General features: G+C 63.2%; 18 protein-coding genes and 1 pseudogene. 3 read left to right on the top strand and 16 right to left on the bottom strand.

The features are described 5' to 3' along the window. Positions 1 to 29: 29 nt before the first annotated feature. The 3 genes and pseudogenes from Q9Q94_RS18010 to Q9Q94_RS02975 form a co-directional block, all read right to left on the bottom strand. Positions 30 to 173 (bottom strand): annotated as a pseudogene (locus Q9Q94_RS18010) (zinc ribbon domain-containing protein); the annotation flags it as partial. Positions 174 to 444: 271 nt separating this feature from the next. After that, positions 445 to 906, bottom strand: a complete 462-nt coding sequence (locus tag Q9Q94_RS02980; protein ID WP_305978531.1) for a glutaredoxin family protein — start codon at positions 904 to 906, stop codon at positions 445 to 447. 11 nt (positions 907 to 917) lie between these two features. After that, on the bottom strand, positions 918 to 2975 hold the full coding sequence (locus tag Q9Q94_RS02975) for a M3 family metallopeptidase (protein ID WP_305978530.1): 2058 nt from the start codon (positions 2973 to 2975) through the stop codon (positions 918 to 920). A 108-nt stretch (positions 2976 to 3083) separates the two neighbouring features. On the opposite strand from Q9Q94_RS02975, the gene Q9Q94_RS02970 reads away from it, so the two are divergent. Further along, positions 3084 to 3941: an HDOD domain-containing protein gene (locus Q9Q94_RS02970; protein WP_305978529.1), complete on the top strand. Its 858-nt coding sequence runs from the start codon at positions 3084 to 3086 to the stop codon at positions 3939 to 3941. 97 nt (positions 3942 to 4038) lie between these two features. Here Q9Q94_RS02970 and Q9Q94_RS02965 read toward each other — a convergent pair whose 3' ends face one another. The 13 genes from Q9Q94_RS02965 to Q9Q94_RS02905 all read right to left on the bottom strand — a co-directional run bounded on the left by Q9Q94_RS02965 (position 4039) and on the right by Q9Q94_RS02905 (position 17751). Then, a complete protein-coding gene (locus Q9Q94_RS02965) occupies positions 4039 to 5043 on the bottom strand; it encodes a triacylglycerol lipase (protein ID WP_305978528.1) in 1005 nt (334 codons plus the stop codon). 131 nt (positions 5044 to 5174) lie between these two features. Continuing rightward, positions 5175 to 6071 carry a phosphoribosylaminoimidazolesuccinocarboxamide synthase gene (locus Q9Q94_RS02960; RefSeq protein WP_305978527.1) on the bottom strand — a complete coding sequence of 299 codons (897 nt, stop codon included), beginning with the start codon at positions 6069 to 6071 and terminating at the stop codon, positions 5175 to 5177. Between the two features lie 100 nt (positions 6072 to 6171). Then, entirely contained in the window at positions 6172 to 6444 is a 273-nt protein-coding gene (locus tag Q9Q94_RS02955; protein WP_305978526.1) for an oxidative damage protection protein, read from the bottom strand. A gap of 142 nt (positions 6445 to 6586) precedes the next feature. Next, complete coding sequence (locus tag Q9Q94_RS02950) at positions 6587 to 6847, bottom strand: hypothetical protein (RefSeq protein ID WP_305978525.1); 261 nt, start codon at positions 6845 to 6847, stop codon at positions 6587 to 6589. Next, complete coding sequence (locus tag Q9Q94_RS02945) at positions 6832 to 7614, bottom strand: 3-hydroxybutyrate dehydrogenase (protein WP_305978524.1); 783 nt, start codon at positions 7612 to 7614, stop codon at positions 6832 to 6834. Before Q9Q94_RS02945 ends, Q9Q94_RS02950 begins: the two co-directional genes overlap by 16 nt. An 88-nt stretch (positions 7615 to 7702) precedes the next feature. Further along, positions 7703 to 8293, bottom strand: coding sequence for an NAD(P)H-dependent oxidoreductase (locus Q9Q94_RS02940; protein WP_305978523.1), 591 nt, complete (start codon positions 8291 to 8293; stop codon positions 7703 to 7705). A 174-nt stretch (positions 8294 to 8467) separates the two neighbouring features. After that, entirely contained in the window at positions 8468 to 9532 is a 1065-nt protein-coding gene (gene fba, locus Q9Q94_RS02935; RefSeq protein ID WP_305978522.1) for a class II fructose-bisphosphate aldolase, read from the bottom strand. Positions 9533 to 9750: 218 nt separating this feature from the next. Further along, positions 9751 to 11178, bottom strand: a complete 1428-nt coding sequence (pyk, locus tag Q9Q94_RS02930) for a pyruvate kinase (protein ID WP_305979472.1) — start codon at positions 11176 to 11178, stop codon at positions 9751 to 9753. Between the two features lie 144 nt (positions 11179 to 11322). Beyond that, complete coding sequence (locus tag Q9Q94_RS02925; RefSeq protein WP_305978521.1) at positions 11323 to 12507, bottom strand: phosphoglycerate kinase; 1185 nt, start codon at positions 12505 to 12507, stop codon at positions 11323 to 11325. A 79-nt stretch (positions 12508 to 12586) separates the two neighbouring features. Then, a complete protein-coding gene (gene gap / locus Q9Q94_RS02920) occupies positions 12587 to 13594 on the bottom strand; it encodes a type I glyceraldehyde-3-phosphate dehydrogenase (protein WP_305978520.1) in 1008 nt (335 codons plus the stop codon). Between the two features lie 129 nt (positions 13595 to 13723). After that, on the bottom strand, positions 13724 to 15730 hold the full coding sequence (gene tkt / locus Q9Q94_RS02915; protein WP_305978519.1) for a transketolase: 2007 nt from the start codon (positions 15728 to 15730) through the stop codon (positions 13724 to 13726). A 348-nt stretch (positions 15731 to 16078) separates the two neighbouring features. Then, positions 16079 to 16954, bottom strand: coding sequence for a phosphoribulokinase (locus Q9Q94_RS02910; protein WP_305978518.1), 876 nt, complete (start codon positions 16952 to 16954; stop codon positions 16079 to 16081). Beyond that, positions 16954 to 17751: an inositol monophosphatase gene (locus Q9Q94_RS02905; RefSeq protein WP_305978517.1), complete on the bottom strand. Its 798-nt coding sequence runs from the start codon at positions 17749 to 17751 to the stop codon at positions 16954 to 16956. The genes Q9Q94_RS02910 and Q9Q94_RS02905 overlap by 1 nt, the downstream gene beginning before the upstream one ends. A gap of 94 nt (positions 17752 to 17845) precedes the next feature. Between Q9Q94_RS02905 and Q9Q94_RS02900 the strand changes: the two genes are divergently transcribed. Then, entirely contained in the window at positions 17846 to 18568 is a 723-nt protein-coding gene (locus tag Q9Q94_RS02900) for a 16S rRNA (uracil(1498)-N(3))-methyltransferase (protein ID WP_305978516.1), read from the top strand. Positions 18569 to 18639: 71 nt separating this feature from the next. Then, on the top strand, positions 18640 to 19968 hold the full coding sequence (gene argA, locus Q9Q94_RS02895) for an amino-acid N-acetyltransferase (RefSeq protein WP_305979471.1): 1329 nt from the start codon (positions 18640 to 18642) through the stop codon (positions 19966 to 19968). The last annotated feature ends 6 nt before the right edge of the window (positions 19969 to 19974 follow it).

The raw sequence follows: 19974 nt of genomic DNA, 5'->3' as shown, positions 1-19974 counted from the left end.
TCACTGCCGGAGCTGCTGCCGCACTGCGTGCAGCCCTCTGCACCGGGCGGAATCGGCGTGCCGCAGAGCACGCATGGAAAACCGAGTTCCCCGGCGGACTTGACGGCTGTGCCGCATTGCCCGCAGACACTTTCGCCGGGTTTCAACTCACTTTGACACTTGCTGCAGATCATTACTTTTTCCCCCGATCATGCGCTGTCGCATGCAGCCCGCAACATATCACCAAGCGGCTGGCCGCGACATGCTCCCGCACGTCGTTACAGGCCGGGCGGTCATTCATGTTGCAGGAGCACCACCATGGCGGTGTGCGGGCAGGTTTTCCCCGGGCACCGATGCAGGATCGCTGATGTGCGCGTTGCGCGGCGCCGTGGTCCGCGACAGGATTTGCTGGTTTTCCGCGTCTCCTGAATCGACCCGGCGCCGAGCGCCGGGCCACCGCGTGTTTTACTTCGGGTAACCGGCCAGATCCAGTGCCGAGCCCCAGGCACCCGCTTCGAAACCTTCAATGACCTTGCTGCCTACGGTCAGGGTTGGCAGAAAAACCTGCTTGTTGCCGGTGAGTTGCTTGAGTGCGTCACCCTCTTCATTGGTCTTGACGAGCTTCTCGCTGAATGGTGCCTTGCGTTTCTGCAGCCAGGCGCGGGCGCTGTTGCAGTGCTCTTTGCAGTCATCGCTGACGTAAAGGGTCAGCGGGAATTTTTCGGCAGCCTTGCTGGTCTCGTAGGGCTGCTTGTCCTGCTCGATGCGGCTGTCGTAGAGGCGACGAGCCTGAGCGTCCGCTTCGGGCGGCGGGGCGTCGGAGTAATGCACCTTGCCGTTCTTGTCGGTCCAGCGAAAGACCTCGGCCTGTGCGCCCAGACTGGCGAGCAGGGCGGTGAGAATCAGGCCAATCCAGAATGTTTTCACTTTGAACTCCCTCATGTTGTGCTCATCCCGCTGTGACGCAGGAGGGCGTCGACCTGTGGTTCGCGACCACGGAAGGCCTTGAACGATGCCAATGCCGGACGCGAACCGCCGACCGACAGAATCTCGGCGAGGTAGCGGGCACCGGCGTCGCTGTCGAAGACGCTGCCGCCGGAGGGGCGGGCTTCTTCAAAGGCGGCAAACACGTCGGCGGAGAGCACCTCGGCCCATTTGTAACTGTAGTAACCCGCCGCGTAGCCGCCCGCGAAAATGTGGCTGAAGCTGTTGGCGAAGCGGTTGAATGGCGGTGGGAACACCACCGCGAACTCCTTGCGCACTTCGTCCAGCAGCGGCTGCACGCCCTGCGTTGCGTCAAACGGCCAGTCATGGTGCAGGCGCAGATCGAAAATTGAAAATTCGATCTGCCGGACGGTCTGCATGCCGCTCTGGAAGTTCTTGGCGGCGAGCATCTTGTCGAAGAGCGCGCGGGGCAGCGGCTCGCCGGTCTCGGCGTGGGCTGTCATGCCCTGCAGCACATCCCATTCCCAGCAGAAGTTTTCCATGAACTGGCTGGGCAGTTCGACTGCGTCCCACTCCACGCCGCTGATGCCGGAGACCCACAGCTCGTCGATGCGCGTGAGCAAGTGATGGAGGCCGTGGCCGGCTTCGTGGAACAGGGTCTGCACGTCGTCGTGGCTGAACGTCGCCGGTTTGCCCGCGACCGGGCCGGGGAAGTTGCAGACCAGGTAGGCGACTGGTGTTTGTGTGCCGCTGGCGGTGGCGCGGCGGCTGATCGGGCTGTCCATCCAGGCGCCGCCGCGCTTGGTGTCGCGCGAATACAGGTCGAGGTAGAACTGGCCGACGAGCTGGCCGGCGCGTTCGATGCGGAAGAAGCGCACGTCCTCGTGCCACACCGGCGCGCTGTCCTCGCGGATCGCCACGCCGAAGAGCTTTTCGACCACGTTGAAGAGGCCGGCGAGCACTTTGGGCTGCGGGAAGTAGGCTTTCACCTCGTGATCGGAATAGGCGTAGCGCGCCTGACGCAGCTTCTCCGAGGCCCACGGGATGTCCCAGGCTTCGAGCGTGTTCAGCCCGAGTTCCTTGGCGGCGAAAGCGCGTAATTCGGCCATGTCGCGTTCGGCGAAGGGCTTGGCTTTCGTGCCCAGATCGCGCAGGAAGGCCAGCACCTGTGCCGGCGATTCGGCCATTTTCGGCACCAGCGACACTTCGGCGTAGCTGGCGTAGCCGAGCATTTTGGCCGCTTCGCTGCGCAGGGCGATGATGCGTGCGATGTTCGGCGCGTTGTCCCACTCCGCGTGGCCCAGTTCGGCCGAAAACTCCGAGGCGCGAGTGGCGTTGGCGCGGTACATGGCTTCGCGCAGCGTCCGATCTTCGGCGTACTGCATCACCGGGAAGTAGGACGGAAATTGCAGGCTGAAGACCCAGCCCGGCTTGCCGGCACGCTCCGCTGCCGCTGCTGCGGCGGCTTTGGCATCCTCGGGCAGGCCCGCCAGACGGGCTTCTTCCGTCACATGCTGAGTCCAGCCATTGGTCGCGTCGAGCACGTTTTCGGAGAACTTGGCGCCCAGTGCGGCGAGCTCTTCCTGAATCGCCTGAAAGCGTGGTTTCTGGTCTTCGGCCAATTCCGCGCCGGAGAGGCGGAAATCGCGTACTTCATTGTCGAGAATGCGCTGGCGTGTGGATGAGAGCGTGGCGTATTCCACGCTCTCGCGAAGCTGCTTGTATTTCGCGAAGAGGGCTAGGTTCTGGCCCAGCTCCGAGTAATAGCGCGTCACCTCCGGCAGCAGCGCGTTGTAGGCCTCGCGCCAGGGGGGCGTATCCATCACGCTGTGCAGGTGGCCGACGATGCCCCAGGCGCGTGACAGGCGCTCGCCCGCGTCGATCATGGGCGCCACGAAGTCTGCCCAGGTCGCGGGAACGTCGTCGCTGGTCTGGCGGGCAATCAGGGTACGGCCATCGGCCAGCAGCTGCTGGATGGCTGGGGCCACGTCGGCGGGCTGGATGGCGTCGAAACGGGGCAGGCTGGAGAAATCGAGCAGGGGAGAAGACATTTTTATGCGACCTTGGGGCAGGAATGCAGGCGTGTGGGCTGAAGTTCAGACGTCATTGTGCCGTCAACGAAAGCAGTGCAGCAAAAATCACGGTGGAAGGTTTTGACTATGGCTGAGACGGGCGACCGTCGCGCGGCCTTCAGCGCGGCAATCGAAAAAGAGCTTCGGAGCGGGGAACTGGTGTTTCCGACCAGCATGCAGGCGGCGATCAAGATCAGGCGTGCCCTTGAAGACCCGGACTCCAGCCTGTCCTCTGTCTCCAAGGTCATCAGCCTGGAGCCCCTGCTGTCGGTGAAGCTGTTGCGCATGGCCAACTCGGCCTTCTTCAACCCCGGCGGGGTGGACGTCACCGATGTGCAGCGGGCACTGATCCGGGTGGGCGTGAGCAACGCTCGCACGCTGGCCCTTGCGGTGATCGGCGATCAGCTGGCCACCGAGCGGGAGTTTGCCCCGGTATGGCGTCTGGCGGACCAGCTCTGGCGGCACTCGCTCGACGTGGCTTCGCTGGCCTATTCCGTGGCGATCCAGCTCGACCATGCTCAGCCCGACACGGCCCTGCTCGCCGGCATGGTGCATGACATCGGCCAGTTCTACCTGCTCTCGCGCGTGCATGATTTTCCCGAACTGCTCGAAGAGCAGAGCGAGCTGGCCGAATTCATCCTGTACTGGGATCGTCGCGTCAGCCAGGCCGTGCTGCGTTCGCTCGGCACGCCGGAGCTGATCACTGCGGCGCTCGACGAGCAGGAGGAATGCTCCGGCAGCTGGCCACCGCGCAAGCTTTCCGACATCCTGTTCCTGGCCAACTCGGCAGCCGGTACCCCCAACCCCTTCAGCACGGTATCGCTGGAAGAGCAGATTGCCCGGCGTCAGGAGGCCTTTGCCGGTGTCGAACATGAAACCGTCAATCACCTTCTGGATGAGGCACGCGTGCGCCGCGCCGCGGCGATGGCGATGCTGACGGCCTGAACAGGGCTACCTGCAAAGCCGCTTCTGGCGGACTTCTTCAGCAGACATGCTCTGAGCTCAGCTCCCGACGGGCCTGCGCGCGATGCCTGCCTGCAGGTCAAGGCTGCGGGCGGCTCTCCGGCGTGCTCCAGGTCATGAACGAATCATCCTGATAAACCCTGGCCAGCAGTTGCCGGAAGGCGGCGGCATGGGCCGAGGGGGTTGGTTTCAGGATGCCCTGCTCCTGCAGGGCAGCGATCAGCTTCACCGGTGCGACCCGCTTGTCGCCGACGATTTCCACATGCCCGGCGCGCAACTCCAGGCGCTGCGTGCGCGCATCCGCTTCGATGCGCTGATTGCGCTGCTCGGCCACGCTGAAAATGTCGTCACTCTCGACGCAACGCGAACCCTCAAAGCGTCGGCAACTGCCGCGTTCGTCAGTGTCAATCTTCAGATAACGGCTGACCCCGGGGGTCAGCGTTCCGGGCTGACGAATGAAGCGCGAGGAGAAGGTGATGTCGCTCCATTTCGAGCCAGTCACCAGCTGGCAGGTCGCCGGCAGCAGCCCGAGACTCAGGATGTTCAGCCAGTCGCGGCCACATGTTTTCGCTGCAGCGATGCCGTCGAACGGTCCGGAGACCGTGACCAGGCGCAGATCCGTTTCAGGGCGCGGTGGCGCCAGTGGCAGATCCGCCAGTGATTTGCGTGAAATCAGCGCCCCCTGGCTGTGCCCGATCAGGGTGATCTGCGGGGCGCGGGTCTGCTCGGCGAGCAGATTCAGGGCGTGACGCAATTCGGTGGCACTGTGGGTCAGGCCGGCGCGGTCGTCGTAGGTGAAACAGGCGGTCTGCTGACCGTGAAAGGCCAGCACCTGGGCCAGCCCGCGGAAATTGCCGGAAGAGCCGAAGCAGCCATGCACCAGCACGTTGACCGGCTGACTGGAGTCCAGATGCAGGCTGCGGTCCGGATTGTCGGTGCAGGGGCCGAGGCCGGGGATGTTCAGTGTGACATCCGGTCTGGGCAAATGCCCTGCGTCGATTTCGTAATACGCCGGGTCTGGTTTCTCGCGCGTGGCACAGGCGCTCAGGGCCATCACGAACAGCAGGGAGATGATGCGCAACATGGCAGGCCTCTGCAGGACGAGGAGTCCGCAGTTTAGCGGTTTGCACGGCACGGAGGGTGTGCCCTGAAGAGCCTGAGTAAAACAAAAAAGGGCTGCATAAGCAGCCCTTGGTCGATCCGCGAAGCAGAGTCTCAGTACGCCAGCTTCTTGCCTGTCAGGCGTTCATAGGCTTCCACGTACTTGGCGCTGGTTCGTTCCAGCACGTCGGCCGGCAGGCGCGGACCCGGAGCGGTCTTGTTCCAGTCCAGCGTCTCCAGATAATCGCGTACGAACTGCTTGTCGAAGGACGGCGGCGAGATGCCTTCCGCATAGCTGTCGGCAGGCCAGAAACGCGAGGAGTCCGGTGTCAGCGCTTCGTCGATCAGGTGCAGGGTACCGGCGGCGTCCAGACCGAATTCGAATTTGGTGTCGGCGATGATGATGCCGCGCGCGGCCGCGAAGTCACGCGCTTCCGAATACAGCTGGATGGCTGCATCGCGGGTCTTGGCGGAGAGTTCTTCGCCCATCAGCTCGACGCACTTGGCATAGTCGATGTTCTCGTCGTGCTGGCCCATCTCGGCCTTGGTTGACGGGGTGAACAGTGGCTTTTCAAGCTTGGCGGCCTGCTGCAGGCCGACCGGCAGGACATGTCCGCACACCTGGCCGGTCTTCTGGTAATCCTTCCAGCCCGAGCCAATGATGTAGCCGCGCACCACCGCCTCGATCGGCAGCGGCTTCAGACGCTTTACGACCAGCGCACGGCCACGCACCTGATCGCGCTCGTTCGGGGCTACCACGTCTTCCGGGGCAATGCCGGTGAGCTGGCCCGGCAGGATGTGGGCGAGCTTGTCGAACCAGAACAGCGCGGTCTGCGTCAGCACGATGCCCTTGAGCGGAATCGGGTCCGGCAGGATGACATCAAAGGCGGACAGGCGATCCGTGGTGACGATCAGCAGCTTGTCTTCGCCCACGGCATAGATGTCGCGCACCTTGCCACGGCCGAGCAGCGGCAGGCTGGTGATGGAAGATTCGTAGAGGGCTTGGCTCATGGGTAAAACTCCGGAACGGGGTACTGGGAACTCGGGGCAGGGAACAACAGGCGTGGCACCGAGGGGTCTCCCAGTGCAGTCCCGGTTCCCGGCTCCGGATTTATTGTGCGGGCGGAACGTAGCCCGTGGCTGCGTCGGCGCCGGTGCCGAAGAAATGGCGCTCCATCTGCTCGGCCAGATATTTGCGGGCTTTCGGGTCCATCAGGTTCAGGCGGTTCTCGTTGATCAGCATGGTCTGATGCTTGATCCACTGTTGCCAGGCTTCCTTGGAAACGGTCTCCCAGATCTTCTTGCCCAGCTCGCCGGGGATGGGCGGGAAGTCGAGGCCTTCGGCTTCGGTGCCGAGCTTGATGCACTTGACCATGCGTGCCATGAGGGAATTCCTGTGTTGCGTTGGGGAGGCGTGATTGTAGAGGAAAGCCGGGCGGGCTAGGGCATGCCTGTAGAGCCGCGCTGGAAGCCGCTCTACAGGCAGGGGTGCGGGAGACGCAGGCGGGGCGCAGATTCTGGCCGGGTCAGTTGCTGGGATATGCTAGAACAAGCGCAATGCACAGGATGATGGCTGAGCTGGCTTCAAGGATGAGAAAGCCGCGATTGAACTGCTCTTTGGCGAAACGGCTACTGAGCACATTCAGGAGCGCCAGCGCAGCGAAAAACGCTGGAAACTTCTCCCCGCTCAGCGTGAGTGCGCCTGCCGATAAAGCGAACAGGATGCCCAGCACAAACGCAGTGCGCGACCATTCGCCCGATGGAAGAAAGTTCATTGCGTGGTCCACCCGCCATCGATCGACAGGCTCGTGCCGGTGATGGAGCGTGCACCTTCCGAACACAGGTAGAGCACCGCCTCGGCGATTTCCTGCACGCTGACGAATTTCCGGGTCGGCTGGGCCGCCAGCAGCACGTCGTGGATCACCTGTTCCTCTGTCAGGCCGCGTGCCTTCATGGTGTCCGGAATCTGCTTTTCGACCAGCGGGGTCAGTACGTAGCCGGGGCACACGGTATTGGCCGTGACGCCATGCTGAGCCAGCTCCAGCGCCACGCTTTTTGTGAAGCCATTCAGGCCGTGCTTGGCAGCGACATAAGCGCTCTTGAATGGCGATGCGATCAGCGCGTGGGCCGAGCCGATATTCACGATGCGGCCCCAGCCGCGCGCCTTCATCTGTGGTACGGCCAGCCGTGTGGTGTGGAAGGCGGCGGTGAGGTTCAGCGCGAGGATGTCGTTCCATTTCTCGACCGGAAAATCCTCGACCGGCGAAACATGCTGGATGCCTGCGTTGTTGACCAGGATGTCTATGTCGCCGAGTTCGGCGTGTGCCTGGGCGAACAGGGTCTCGATCTGCGCCGGGTCGCGCAGGTCGGCGGCATTCAGACCGATGCGCACGCCATGACGATTGGCCAGTTCGTGGCACAGGGCCCGATTGGCTACGGGGTCGCCGAGCCCGTTGATCATGACGTTTGCGCCGCTGCGGGCAAGAGTATCTGCAATGGCCAACCCGATGCCGCTGGTGGCTCCGGTGACCAGCGCATTCCTGCCGTGCAGCATGACGAACTCCCTTTGTCAGATCGGTGAGGCCGAGCTTAGCACCGGGGCCGGGATGCGCGAGCCGACTTTCCCCAAGGAGCAGATCTGGCTACAGAAACATTTCCCGGGCCGTGGCCTGCGCCTGCAGCAGCCAGTCGGAGCGTTGCTCCGGCGAACTGACGATCACCGGGCTGAAACTCAGTCGTTTGAAGCGGGTGATACCGAAGAAGCCGAAGACGCATTTCTGCCAGAAGTTTTCGAGCGGATCGCCGTATACCGCGCGATCCACTTCGTCCGGGGTGTTGGCGGTGGTGATGACGAGTCCGGCCTGGGCGGTGATCAGGCCGTGTACGTAGCCCTTGCCGTCGGCGCCGGTCTGGAAGCGGTAGCACACGCCGGGCCGCAACACGCGATCCAGCCAGCCCTTGAGGATGGCGGGCGGCCCGCTCCACCAGTTCGGGTGGATGAAGATGAGGCCCTCCGCTTCAATGACCTCGTGAGTGGCTTGTGTGATCGCGGCGGGGACGCTGGCGTCGCGTGGCATTTCCTCGGCCGTATAGACCGGATCGAAGCCCTCGGCCTGCAGGTCGTGCAGGATGACGTCCTTGCCTGCGGCCTGCAGGCTGTCGCGAATCGCGCACGCAATGGCGTGATTGAAGCTGCCCGGTTTGGGGTGGGCGAGGAGGATGAGAATGCTCATGGCGGAGGGCTGTTTGCGAAAAGATGATCTCCGATTCTTGCAAGGGGCATGCCCGCACACGGGCAAGTGGCGGCCTTCTTCAGGCAGGTATGTTGCAGAGCCCCATGCGAAAAGGCCTCCCGAGGGGGAGGCCTTGAAACCTTTGCCACACGCGGCTCTTCAGCCGTGTCGGGTTTACTTCACCTGTTGTGCGAATTCACCGGTTTTGTACTTGGCGGCGATCTTGTCCAGCGACAGGGCCTTGATCTTGCTGGCCTGACCGGCGCAACCGAAGGCTTCCATGCGGGCCTTGACGATGGCCTGGGCGGCGGCGCGGGCGGGCTTGAGGAAGTCGCGCGGGTCGAACTTGGAAGGATTCTCGAACATGAACTTGCGCACCGCCGCGGTCATCGCCAAGCGGATGTCGGTGTCGATATTGACCTTGCGCACGCCGTACTTGATGCCTTCGACGATTTCTTCGACCGGCACGCCGTAGGTTTCCTTCATGTCACCGCCAAATTCGCGGATGATCGCCAGCAGCTCCTGCGGCACCGAAGATGAGCCATGCATCACCAGGTGGGTGTTGGGCAGGCGGGCGTGGATTTCCTTGATGCGCGAAATCGCCAGGATGTCGCCAGTGGGCTTGCGGGTGAACTTGTAAGCGCCATGGCTGGTGCCGATGGCGATCGCCAGCGCGTCGCACTGGGTCTGCTTGACGAAGTCGGCAGCCTGTTCCGGGTCGGTCAACAGCGAGCTGTGATCGAGTTTGCCTTCGGCGCCATGGCCATCTTCCTCGCCGGCCATGCCGGATTCGAGCGAACCGAGACAGCCCAGTTCGGCTTCAACGGTCACGCCGATGGCGTGCGAGAACTTCACCACTTCGCGGCTCACCGCCACGTTGTAGTCGTAGCTGGAGGGGGTCTTGCCGTCTTCCATCAGCGAGCCATCCATCATCACCGAGCTGAAGCCGGAGCGGATCGCTGCCATGCACACCGCCGGGCTCTGGCCGTGATCCTGGTGCATTACCACCGGGATGTGCGGGTAGGCTTCCACGGCAGCGTCGATCAGGTGGCGCAGGAAGGCTTCTCCGGCGTATTTGCGGGCGCCGGCCGAGGCCTGCATGATCACCGGGCTGTCCAGCTCGTTGGCGGCTTCCATGATGGCCTGGACCTGCTCAAGGTTATTGACATTGAACGCGGGCAGACCGTAGCTGAACTCGGCGGCGTGGTCGAGGAGCTGGCGCATGGAAACGAGAGCCATGATGGGATTCCTTCGGAAATTGGGGTGATTTTCGACGCAGCCGCGTTGCGGTTTCGTCATTCCGGGCGCGATTCTACCCTGTGCAGTGGGCTGCTGCATGTGCACAAGTGTCACAAGGCGCAAGAAAAACGGCCTGTCGCAGGTGCGACAGGCCGTTCTCAGGCTGTATGGCGACGATTGGCGGCAGGCGCCGGAATCGTCGCGCTGCAGTCAGGCGCTCAGCCGCCGATCTTGACGATCTTCAGGCTGTTGGTGCCGCCGGACTGGCCGAGCGGTTCGCCCACAGTGACCACCACGACGTCGCCCGGCTGCACCAGCTTGTGCTTGATCAGCGCCAGCTCGGCTTCGTGCAGCAGGTGTTCGCTGCTGTCGGTGATGCGGGGCATGGCGATCGGGAACACGCCACGGTACAGCGCCGTCTTGCCGATGGTTTCCGGCTGCGAGGTGAGCGCGTAGATCGGGGTCGGCGAGTGCAGACGGCTCATCCACAGGGCGGTCGAGCCGGACTCGGTCAGTGCCACGATGGCCTTGGCGCCAAGGTGGTGCGCCGAGAACAGCGCTGCCATGGCGATGGACTGGTCGATGCGCGTGAAAGTGCGGTTCAGGAAGTCCTGATCCAGCGTCACAACGTAGGACTTTTCGGCTTCTTCGCAGACGCGGGCCATGGTTTCGACCACTTCCACCGGGTACTTGCCGGCTGCGGTTTCAGCCGACAGCATGACGGCATCGGTGCCATCCAGCACGGCGTTGGCCACGTCGGATACTTCGGCACGGGTCGGTACCGGGCTGGAGATCATCGACTCCATCATCTGGGTCGCGGTGATGGCCAGCTTGTTCATCTCGCGGGCCAGCTTGATCATCTTCTTCTGCAGGGCCGGCACAGCGGCTTCGCCCACTTCAACCGCCAGGTCACCACGGGCAACCATCAGGCCGTCAGAGGCTTCGAGGATTTCGCGCAGGGTCTGCGGTTCGACAGCTTCGGTACGTTCGATCTTGGCGATGGTCAGGGCATTGGAGCCTGCGGCGCGCAGCAGAGTGCGGGCCATGTACATGTCGGCTGCGTTCTTCGGGAAGGAGACGGCGATGTACTCGATACCGATCGAGGCTGCGGTCTTCAGGTCTTCCATGTCCTTGGCGGTCAGGGCCGGAGCGGTCAGGCCGCCACCCTTCTGGTTGATGCCCTTGTTGTTGGACAGTTCGCCGCCGTGACGCACGCGGGTGTGGATTTCTGCGCCAACGACCTTTTCGACGTCCAGCACGATGGCGCCGTCGTTCAGCAGCAGGATGGTGCCCGGCTTCACGTCATTCGGCAGTTCCTTGTAGTCCAGGCCGACGCGTTCGTCGTTACCCATCTCGCATTCGGCGTCGAGAATGAAGCCCTGACCTTTTTCGAGGAAGGTCTTGCCGTTGGCAAACTTGCCGACGCGGATCTTCGGGCCTTGCAGGTCGGCGAGGATGGCGACCGGCTTGCCAACGCGCTTGGCAGCTTCGCGCACCAGGTTGGCGCGGTTGGCATGGTCTTCAGCCTTGCCGTGGGAGAAGTTCAGGCGTACGACATCGACGCCGGCGCGGATCATGCGCTCCAGAACTTCTGCATCATTGGAGGACGGGCCGAGGGTGGCGACAATCTTGGTGTGACGTTGCATGCTGATTCCTTTATAGGATGTATTGGGCATGGAGGAGGATTCGATGGCAGCAGCCTTGGTGCTGCGAACAGTCGGGGAGGTTTTCTTGGGGGCCTTGGTGGCCGGTGCAGCAGATTTGGTCATGAGAGAAAAACGGATCCGGTCTTAGTTGCTGGCACGTTGGGCCAGTGCCTCGACGGCAGGCAAAGGCTTGCCTTCGAGGAATTCGAGAAAGGCTCCACCAGCGGTGGAGATGTAACTGATGTGCTCACCAATACCGAATTTTGCAATCGCGGCAATGGTGTCGCCGCCGCCGGCCAGAGACATGGCAGAAGAGGCGGCAATGGCTTCGGCGACCATCTGGGTGCCCTTGGCAAAGGCGTCGAATTCAAACACGCCCAGCGGGCCGTTCCACACGATGGTGCGGGCCGCCTTGAGCATGTCGGCCAGATGCGCCGAGGTCTGTGGGCCAATGTCGAGGATCATCTCGTCATCCGCCACCGCAGAGGCGGGCTTCACGATGGCTTCGGCCTGGGCCGAGAACTCCCGTGCCACCACAACGTCTGTCGGAATCGGCACCGACGCTCCGCGTGCGCTCATCTTGGCGATGATGCGGCGGGCTTCGGGCAGCAGATCTGTTTCAACCAGCGATTTCCCGACATTGAACCCCGCTGCCAGCAGGAAGGTATTGGCGATGCCGCCACCCACGATGAGCTGGTCAACCTTGTCGGCAAGACTGTCGAGAATGCTCAGCTTGGTCGACACCTTTGATCCGCCAACGATGGCGATCAGTGGCTTTTCGGGAGCAACGAGGGCACGCCCCAGCGCTTCCAGTTCAGCCGCCAGCAGTGGCCCTGCGCAAGCTACCGGCGCGGCGAGAGCCAGCGCATGGGTGGTGGCTTCAGCGCGGTGTGCCGTGGCGAAAGCATCGTTGACGTAGATATCGCACAGGGCAGCCATCTTGCTGGCCAGCTCTGTACTGTTTTTCTTTTCGCCCTTGTTGAGGCGACAGTTTTCCAGCACGACGATATCGCCAGGCGATATCCTGAAACGGCCTTCAACCCAGTCCTGCGCCAGACGCACGGGCTTGCCGAGCAGTTCGGCGAGACGTGCCGCGACCGGGGCCAGCGAGTCCTCAGGGCGGGATTCGCCCTCGGTCGGTCGGCCCAGATGCGAAGTCACCATCACGGCAGCGCCCTTGTCCAGAGCCATCCGGATGCAGGGCAGGGACGCGCGGATGCGGGTGTCGTCCGTGATTGTCCCGACATCATCCTGCGGCACGTTCAGGTCGGCGCGAATGAATACGCGCTTGCCGGCCAGATCGAGATCAGCGAGTTTGCGGAATTGCATGGAAGAGCCCTGTAATGGCGGCAACTGGGGAATGAAAAAACGAGCCGCAACGCGCTGCGCTGCGGCCCGGATCTTTCACTTACTTGGCGACGACCTGGACCATCTCCAGCACCTTGTTGGAGTAGCCCCACTCGTTGTCGTACCAGGACACGATCTTGACGAAGGTCGAGTCCAGCGCGATGCCGGCGTCGGCGTCGAACACGGAAGTGCGGGATTCGCCACGGAAGTCGGTCGACACGACCTTCTCGGTGGTGTAGCCCAGCACGCCCTTCATGTCGCCTTCAGAGGCGGCCTTCATGGCGGCGCAGATCTGCTCGTAGCTGGCTTCCTTGTTCAGTTCCACGGTCAGGTCGACCACGGAAACGTCGGAGGTCGGCACGCGGAAAGACATGCCGGTCAGCTTCTTGTTCAGTTCCGGGATCACCTTGCCGACTGCCTTGGCAGCGCCAGTGCTGGACGGGATGATGTTTTCCAGGATGCCGCGACCACCGCGCCAATCCTTGTTGGACGGGCCGTCAACGGTCTTCTGGGTGGCGGTGGCAGCGTGCACCGTGGTCATCAGGCCGCGCTTGATGCCGAAGTTGTCGTTCAGCACCTTGGCGATCGGGGCCAGGCAGTTGGTGGTGCAGGACGCATTCGAGATGATGGTTTCGCCAGCGTAGGACTTGTGGTTCACGCCGTACACGAACATCGGGGTGTCGTCCTTGGACGGGGCCGACATCACGACCTTCTTGGCGCCAGCGACGAGGTGCTTGTCGGCACCCCACTGGCCGGTCTTCTCGAGGAACAGGCCGGTGGATTCGACGACGATATCAGCGCCGACTTCGTTCCACTTCAGGTTGGCCGGATCGCGTTCAGCCGTCAGGCGGATCTTCTTGCCGTTGACGATCAGGGTGTTGCCTTCGACCGACACTTCACCCTTGAAGTGGCCATGCACGGAGTCGTGCTTGAGCATGTAGGCGAGGTAGTCAGGCTCGAGCAGGTCGTTGATGGCAACGATCTCGATGTCCTTGAAATTCTGCACGGCAGCGCGGAAAACCATGCGGCCGATACGACCGAAACCATTGATACCGACTTTGATTGTCATCTTCTTTTACTCCTGATTACCAAAAAACGTTATTGAACAATCCAACATCATCGCGCGCTGCGCTCGGTATGGCTTTGTGCGCAAGCGGTGCCCGGCCGGGGGAGAACCGGGCGTGCGAAAACAAGCAGTCTAAACCAGCTTTGTGACGGCTTCGACAACCCGCTCGGGCGTAAAGCCGAAATGCTTGAACAGCGTGCCGCCGGGGCCGGACTCGCCGAAGCGGTCCAGACCGATGACTGCACCCTCCAGCCCCACGTACTTGTACCAGCCATCCGACACGCCTGCCTCGATGGCGACACGCGGCAGGCCCTTGCCCAGCACCCCGGCCTTGTAGGCCGCATCCTGCAAGTCAAACAGGCGGGTGCAAGGCATGGACACGACACGAACCGGCAAACCGGACTCTGCGAGCAATTTCTGTGCCGCCAGCGCCACGCCGACTTCCGAGCCGGTGGCGATCAGCACCGCTTTGGCGCCCTCGGCATCACTCAGGATATAGCCACCCTTGCGGATATCGGCAATTTGCTGAGCCGAACGGGCGCTGAAGGGCAAATTCTGACGGGTCAGGGCCAGCACGGTCGGGCCGTCGGCGCGTTCGATGCCGTCAACCCAGGCGACCGCCGCTTCGGTTGTGTCGCAAGGCCGCCAGACATTCAGGTTGGGAATCAGACGCAGCGAGGCGGTGTGCTCGATCGGCTGGTGGGTCGGGCCGTCTTCACCCACGCCGATGGAATCGTGCGTGAATACCATCACCTGACGGATGTGCATCAGCGCGGCCATGCGGATTGCGCTGCGGCAATAGTCCGAGAACACCAGGAAGGTCGCGGTGTAGGGAATGTAGCCGCCATGCAGGGCCATGCCGTTGGCAATCGCCACTTCGGCGAACTCGCGTACGCCGTAGTTGATGTAGTTGGCGTCGGCGACGCCCGGCATGAAGTCCTTCGAGCCGGACCAGTGGGTCAGGTTCGAGCCGGCCAGATCGGCGGAGCTGCCGAGTAGCTCGGGCAGGGCCGGCGCCAGCGCTTCGATGGCGTTCTGCGAAGCCTTGCGGGTGGCGATGGTCTCCGCCTTGGCCTGCACCTTGGCGACGAAATCTTCGGCGGCCTTGGCGAAACCTGCGGGCAATTCGCCCTTGAGGCGGCGCGTAAACTCGGCTGCTAGCTCGGGGAAGGCCTTGGCGTAGGCGGCAAACTTGTCGTTCCAGGCAGCTTCGCGAGCTGCACCAGCGACCTTGGCATCCCAGGCGGCGTAAATGTCGGCCGGAATTTCAAACGGAGCATGTTCCCAGCCAATGGCTTTGCGAACTTCTGCAATCTCAGCGGCGCCCAGCGGGGCACCGTGGGAGTCGGCGGTGCCAGCCTTGTTCGGCGAACCGGCGCCGATCGTGGTGCGGCAGATGATCAGGGCCGGGCGCTCGCTGTCGGCGCGGGCTTCTGCCGTGGCGGCTTCCAGCGCAGCGGTGTCATGGCCATTGATCGGGCCGATCACTTGCCAGCCGTAGGCTTCGAAGCGTTTTTTCGTATCGTCGGCGAACCAGCCGGCAACTTCGCCGTCAATCGAGATGCCGTTATCGTCGTAGTAAGCGGTCAGCTTGCCCAGCTTCCACAGGCCGGCCAGCGAGGCAACTTCGTGGCTGATGCCTTCCATCAGGCAGCCGTCACCGAGGAAAACCCACGAGCGGTGATCAACGATTTCATGGCCCGGGCGGTTGAACTGGGCGGCGAGCATCTTCTCGGCCAGCGCGAAACCCACGGCATTGGCAATGCCCTGACCCAGCGGGCCGGTGGTGGTTTCGATACCCGGTGTGTAGTGCACTTCCGGATGGCCCGGCGTTTTCGAGCCGAGCTGGCGGAATTTCTTCAGCTCGTCGATCGGCAGGTCGTAGCCGGTCAGATGCAGCAGCGCGTAGTGCAGCATCGAGCCGTGGCCGTTGGACAGCACGAAGCGGTCGCGGTTGGCCCAAGCCGGGTTGGCCGGGTTGTGGCTCAGGTTCTTGCGCCACACCACTTCGGCGATTTCGGCCATGCCCATGGGCATGCCGGGGTGGCCGGAGTTGGCTTGCTGGACGGCATCCATGGCGAGGGCACGGATGGCGCCGGTGATGGGAGAGAATTCGATGCGAGGAGCGCTGGTATTCATTGTTTCTGTCGGGGGGCGAGCCACGGGATGAAGTCGGGAACCCGCGATTATCTGTCAAATGCGAACTGCCGTGCCAGCGGGGAACCCGCGGCCGGGCGAAGTTGGCCCGGATCGCACCATACAGATAGCCGGATGACAGCCCCTTGATGAAGCGCAAGATTCAGGGTTTACCGGGCCTGGCGAGGTTTCGTGCCTCACCCGGGCGATGGTGACGGGTGAGGCAGTTGCCCGAGTTCGGGAATTGCATGCGACAAGCCTGTGCAAGGGTGCGTCGCAAAGCCGCATGCAGCCTAGTTGTGCGGGAATGGTAGCGGGAGAGCAAGGCGGGGCGCGGCTCTTCAGGCAGGCTTATTCGACGGCTGCGCGGCGCGCCAGCAGTGCCTTGATGCGTGGAATGAGGATGATCTGCAGCGACAGTTCCAGTTCGCTGCCCGGTACAACCAGTGTGTTCGGCCGGGTCATCCAGGAGCCTTGCAGCATCGCCAGCAGGCTGGGAAAGTCCACGCCGGCCGGGTTGCGGAAGCTGATGACGACCAGCGTTTCATTGGGCAGCGGGATGTCCTTGGCGACAAAAGGGTTCGAGGTGTCGACGATGGGTACGCGCTGGAAATTGATATGGGTGCGCGAAAACTGCGGCACGATGGTGTGCACGTAGTCGTCCATGCGCCGCAGGATCGTGTCCTGCACCGATTCGACCGAGTAGCCGCGTTCCTGGGTGTCGCGCATGACTTTCTGGATCCACTCCAGATTGATGGTCGGCACCACGCCGATGAGCAGATCGACATGGCTGGCCAGATCCACCTCGTTGGTCACCACGCCGCCATGCAGGCCTTCATAGAACAGGAGTTCCGTATCGGCCGGCAGCGCCTGCCAGTCCGAAAAGCTGCCGGGCTCGCGACCATGCAGGGCGGCTTCGTCGTCTTCATGCAGGTAGTGGCGGGTGCGACCGCTGCCTTGTGCGCCATATTCGGCAAACAAGGCCTCAAGATCGGCGAACAGGTTGGCGTCCGGGCCGAAGTGGCTGGGGCCACGCCGGCCGTGCTGCTCGGCTTCGGCAATCAGCTGGCGCATCTCGGCACGGGTGTAGCGGTGAAAGGCGTCGCCTTCGACGCGGGCCGCACGGATGCCTTCGCGGCGGAAGATGTGGCCGAAGGTTCGGGAAATGGTCGAGGTGCCGGCGCCCGAGGAGCCGGTGACGGCGATGATGGGGTGACGGGCGCTCATCAGCGATGCGCCTGCAGCCAGCCCAGCCACTCGCCGTACAGTGCCGGGTTGGAGGCGATGACCACCGCGCGCTTGGGCAGCGGGGCCGCTTCCAGCGGGCCGCCATCCAGTACGCCATACACGCCGCCTGCCTCTTCCAGGATCAGGCGCCCGGCGGCGTAATCCCACAAGGCCTGACCGCCATGCAGATACACGTCGAGCCGGCCGGCGGCGACGAAGCACCACTCCAGCGCGGAAGAACCGAAATTGCGCTGCGAGTAGTACGGCGGCGTCATCACCAGATTGGCCGCAAGCTTGTTCGGGATGCGTTTGAAGTCGATGCCGGCGACAGAATAGGCCAGACGGGTGGCGGATGAGCGCAGGGGCAGGCGCTGACCGTTGAGCCAGGCACCGGCGCCGCGTGCGGCGTAGAAGGATTCGTCGGTCGTGGGGTTGTACACCACGCCGAACTGGGTTTCGCCGCCCACAAGGAACGCCACGGAAACGGCGAACAGCGGCACGCCATTGGAAAAATTGGTCGTGCCGTCGATGGGGTCGATGCACCACACGCCTTCCTGACCGGCGTTCCAGCACTCCATCTGCTGCTCGGGCGTCATCTCCTCACCGATCACCGGGGCCGACAGCACTTCCGGCAGGCGAGCTACGAGCGCTTGCTGTGAGGCCTGGTCGGCATCGGTCAGCGAGCTGCCGTCAGCCTTGTACTCCCGAACGGCGCGCAGGAAGTACGGCATGATGGCTTCGCGGGCAACGTCGCGAACGACGGATTCCAGGGCGCGAGCGCGGGCAAGCAGGGGCATGGCAGGTACTCGATGATGAAGGACGTAAAGCCGGGTCGGCAACAGGGCTGTGCACCATATAATGGCCTCCGTCGCGCGCCCTGATCATAGCACCATGCCCTCTCGCTTCTATTGCCCCCTGCCGCTGAGTCTGGCCCAGGACCTGCCTTTGCCTGTCGAGGTGGCGCACCATGCCGTGCGCGTACTGCGCCTGCGCTATGGCGAGGCGGTGGTGGTATTTGATGGTGCGGGCGCGGAGTATCTGGGCGAACTGATCGAGATCGCTGGCAAGCCCGGCGTACATCTGCGTGAGCGATTGACAACGGAGCGCGAAGCGCCGTTGCGGATCACCCTGGTGCAGGCCCTGGCTGTGGCTGACAAGATGGACTGGATCGTGCAGAAGGCTGTTGAGCTGGGAGCCGCAGCGGTGCAGCCCGTCGAGGCCGAGCGCTGCGTGCTCAAACTGGCCGGGGATCGTATCGGCAAGCGCATCGAGCACTGGCGACAAGTTGCGGTATCCGCTGCGGAGCAGAGCGGCCGCAGTCAGCTGAGTGAGGTTGGCGAGTTGCAGAAGCTGGCCGCCTGGCTGGCGCTGCCGGCAAATGGAGAGCGCTGGATTCTGGCGCCGGAGCAAGGCGCGGCTTTGTCGGCCATGCCGCGGCCGACGGGGCCGGTGAGTCTGCTGGTCGGGCCGGAGGGCGGCTGGAGCAACAAGGAGCTGGCCGTCGCGCAGGCTGCAGGCTGCATTCCCGTCCGGCTCGGACCACGTATTTTGCGTACTGAAACAGCGGGTCTGGCGGCGATTGCCGCTATGATGGCCCTGTGGGGCGATTACTAGAGATGACAACGAAAGACAGCATGAATCAGGACAGCCGGGTACTCAGCGCAAATCTGTCGGCCGCCGTGCGCATGGGCGATGACGAGGCGATCCGCTTCGTAGACTGGGTGCGCGGTGCGGCCCCGTATTTCCACGCGTTCCGCGGCAAGACCTTCGTGCTCGCCTTCGGCGGCGAGGTGGCTCACGGCGAGTTGATGGACGACTTGTGTCACGACTGCAACCTGCTGGCGGCACTGGGTGTGCGCCTGGTGCTGGTGCATGGTGCGCGGCCGCAGATCGAGGCCGAGCTGACGAGGCGCGGTCAGGAGTCTCACTACCACAAGGGTTTGCGCATTACCGATGAAGCTGCGCTGGAATGTGTCAAGGCGGCTGTCGGGGTGACCCGCATCAATCTTGAAGCGGCTCTGTCACAAGGCCTGCCGAATACGCCCATGGCGGGTGCCTACATGCGCGTGACGGGCGGCAACTTCGTCACGGCGCGGCCGATCGGTGTGGTTGATGGCATCGACTTCCAGTACACCGGCACGGTGCGCAAGGTGATCGCCGAGGAAATCAAGGCCGATCTGGATCAGCAGAACGTGGTGCTTATCTCCAATCTTGGCGTGTCACCGTCGGGCGAGATTTTCAATCTGGTCATGGAAGAGGTTGCCGAGGCGGTGGCCACTGCACTGCAGGCCGAGAAGCTGATTTACCTGTGCGATGCGCCGGGCCTGCTCGACGAAGAAGGGCGCCTGATCGAAGCCATCACCGCCGATGAGGCCGAGCGCAAGCTCAATGCCGGAGTCGGACTGACCGAAGATCTGCACCTGTTCCTGCCGCGTGCCATCAAAGCCGTGCGCAAGGGGGTGGCGCGTGCCCACCTGATCGACCGCGACAAGGACGGTGGCCTGCTGCTGGAATTCTTCACCCGTCAGGGGGTTGGCACCATGGTCAGCCGGGAGCCCTTGTATCGTTTGCGTCAGGCGTCCATTGACGACGTGGCGACCCTGCTGCAGTTGCTGGGGCCGCTGGAGTCGGATGGCACCCTGGTGCGGCGTGGCCGCGAGCTGATCGAAATGGAGATCGACCGTTTTACCCTGGCCGAGCATGATGGCGTGGTGGTGGGTTGCGCTGCGCTGTATCCGTTTGCCGAAGATGGCATGGCGGAGATGGCCTGTCTTGCAGTGACTCCGGAATTCCGCCGCGCCGGGCTGGGTGAGCGCCTGATGCAGCACATCTCTGATCGCGCCCGGCAAGCCGGCTTCAAGGAGTTGTTCGTACTCACGACGCGTACCGAGCACTGGTTCCGCGAGCGTGGTTTCCGCGAAATGGGGCCGGAGGAGTTGCCTGAGCGCAAGCGCGATCTCTACAACTTCCAGCGCCGGTCGAAGATTTTCATCAAGCCCCTGCAAAACAACTGACGGAAC

Origin of the sequence: Uliginosibacterium sp. 31-16 (assembly GCF_030730865.1) — a bacterium.
Taxonomy (GTDB): domain Bacteria; phylum Pseudomonadota; class Gammaproteobacteria; order Burkholderiales; family Rhodocyclaceae; genus Uliginosibacterium.
This window is presented reverse-complemented; position numbering and strand designations above follow the sequence as displayed.

Bases quoted from the DNA above. Each gene is read 5' to 3' on its own strand.
- Q9Q94_RS02975 (WP_305978530.1), bottom strand. From the start codon at position 2,975: ATGTCTTCTCCCCTGCTCGATTTCTCCAGCCTGCCCCGTTTCGACGCC.
- Q9Q94_RS02970 (WP_305978529.1), top strand. From the start codon at position 3,084: ATGGCTGAGACGGGCGACCGTCGCGCGGCCTTCAGCGCGGCAATCGAA.
- Q9Q94_RS02965 (WP_305978528.1), bottom strand. From the start codon at position 5,043: ATGTTGCGCATCATCTCCCTGCTGTTCGTGATGGCCCTGAGCGCCTGT.
- Q9Q94_RS02960 (WP_305978527.1), bottom strand. From the start codon at position 6,071: ATGAGCCAAGCCCTCTACGAATCTTCCATCACCAGCCTGCCGCTGCTC.
- Q9Q94_RS02955 (WP_305978526.1), bottom strand. From the start codon at position 6,444: ATGGCACGCATGGTCAAGTGCATCAAGCTCGGCACCGAAGCCGAAGGC.
- Q9Q94_RS02945 (WP_305978524.1), bottom strand. From the start codon at position 7,614: ATGCTGCACGGCAGGAATGCGCTGGTCACCGGAGCCACCAGCGGCATC.
- Q9Q94_RS02940 (WP_305978523.1), bottom strand. From the start codon at position 8,293: ATGAGCATTCTCATCCTCCTCGCCCACCCCAAACCGGGCAGCTTCAAT.
- fba (WP_305978522.1), bottom strand. From the start codon at position 9,532: ATGGCTCTCGTTTCCATGCGCCAGCTCCTCGACCACGCCGCCGAGTTC.
- pyk (WP_305979472.1), bottom strand. From the start codon at position 11,178: ATGCAACGTCACACCAAGATTGTCGCCACCCTCGGCCCGTCCTCCAAT.
- Q9Q94_RS02925 (WP_305978521.1), bottom strand. From the start codon at position 12,507: ATGCAATTCCGCAAACTCGCTGATCTCGATCTGGCCGGCAAGCGCGTA.
- gap (WP_305978520.1), bottom strand. From the start codon at position 13,594: ATGACAATCAAAGTCGGTATCAATGGTTTCGGTCGTATCGGCCGCATG.
- tkt (WP_305978519.1), bottom strand. From the start codon at position 15,730: ATGAATACCAGCGCTCCTCGCATCGAATTCTCTCCCATCACCGGCGCC.
- Q9Q94_RS02910 (WP_305978518.1), bottom strand. From the start codon at position 16,954: ATGAGCGCCCGTCACCCCATCATCGCCGTCACCGGCTCCTCGGGCGCC.
- Q9Q94_RS02905 (WP_305978517.1), bottom strand. From the start codon at position 17,751: ATGCCCCTGCTTGCCCGCGCTCGCGCCCTGGAATCCGTCGTTCGCGAC.
- Q9Q94_RS02900 (WP_305978516.1), top strand. From the start codon at position 17,846: ATGCCCTCTCGCTTCTATTGCCCCCTGCCGCTGAGTCTGGCCCAGGAC.
- argA (WP_305979471.1), top strand. From the start codon at position 18,640: ATGGGCGATGACGAGGCGATCCGCTTCGTAGACTGGGTGCGCGGTGCG.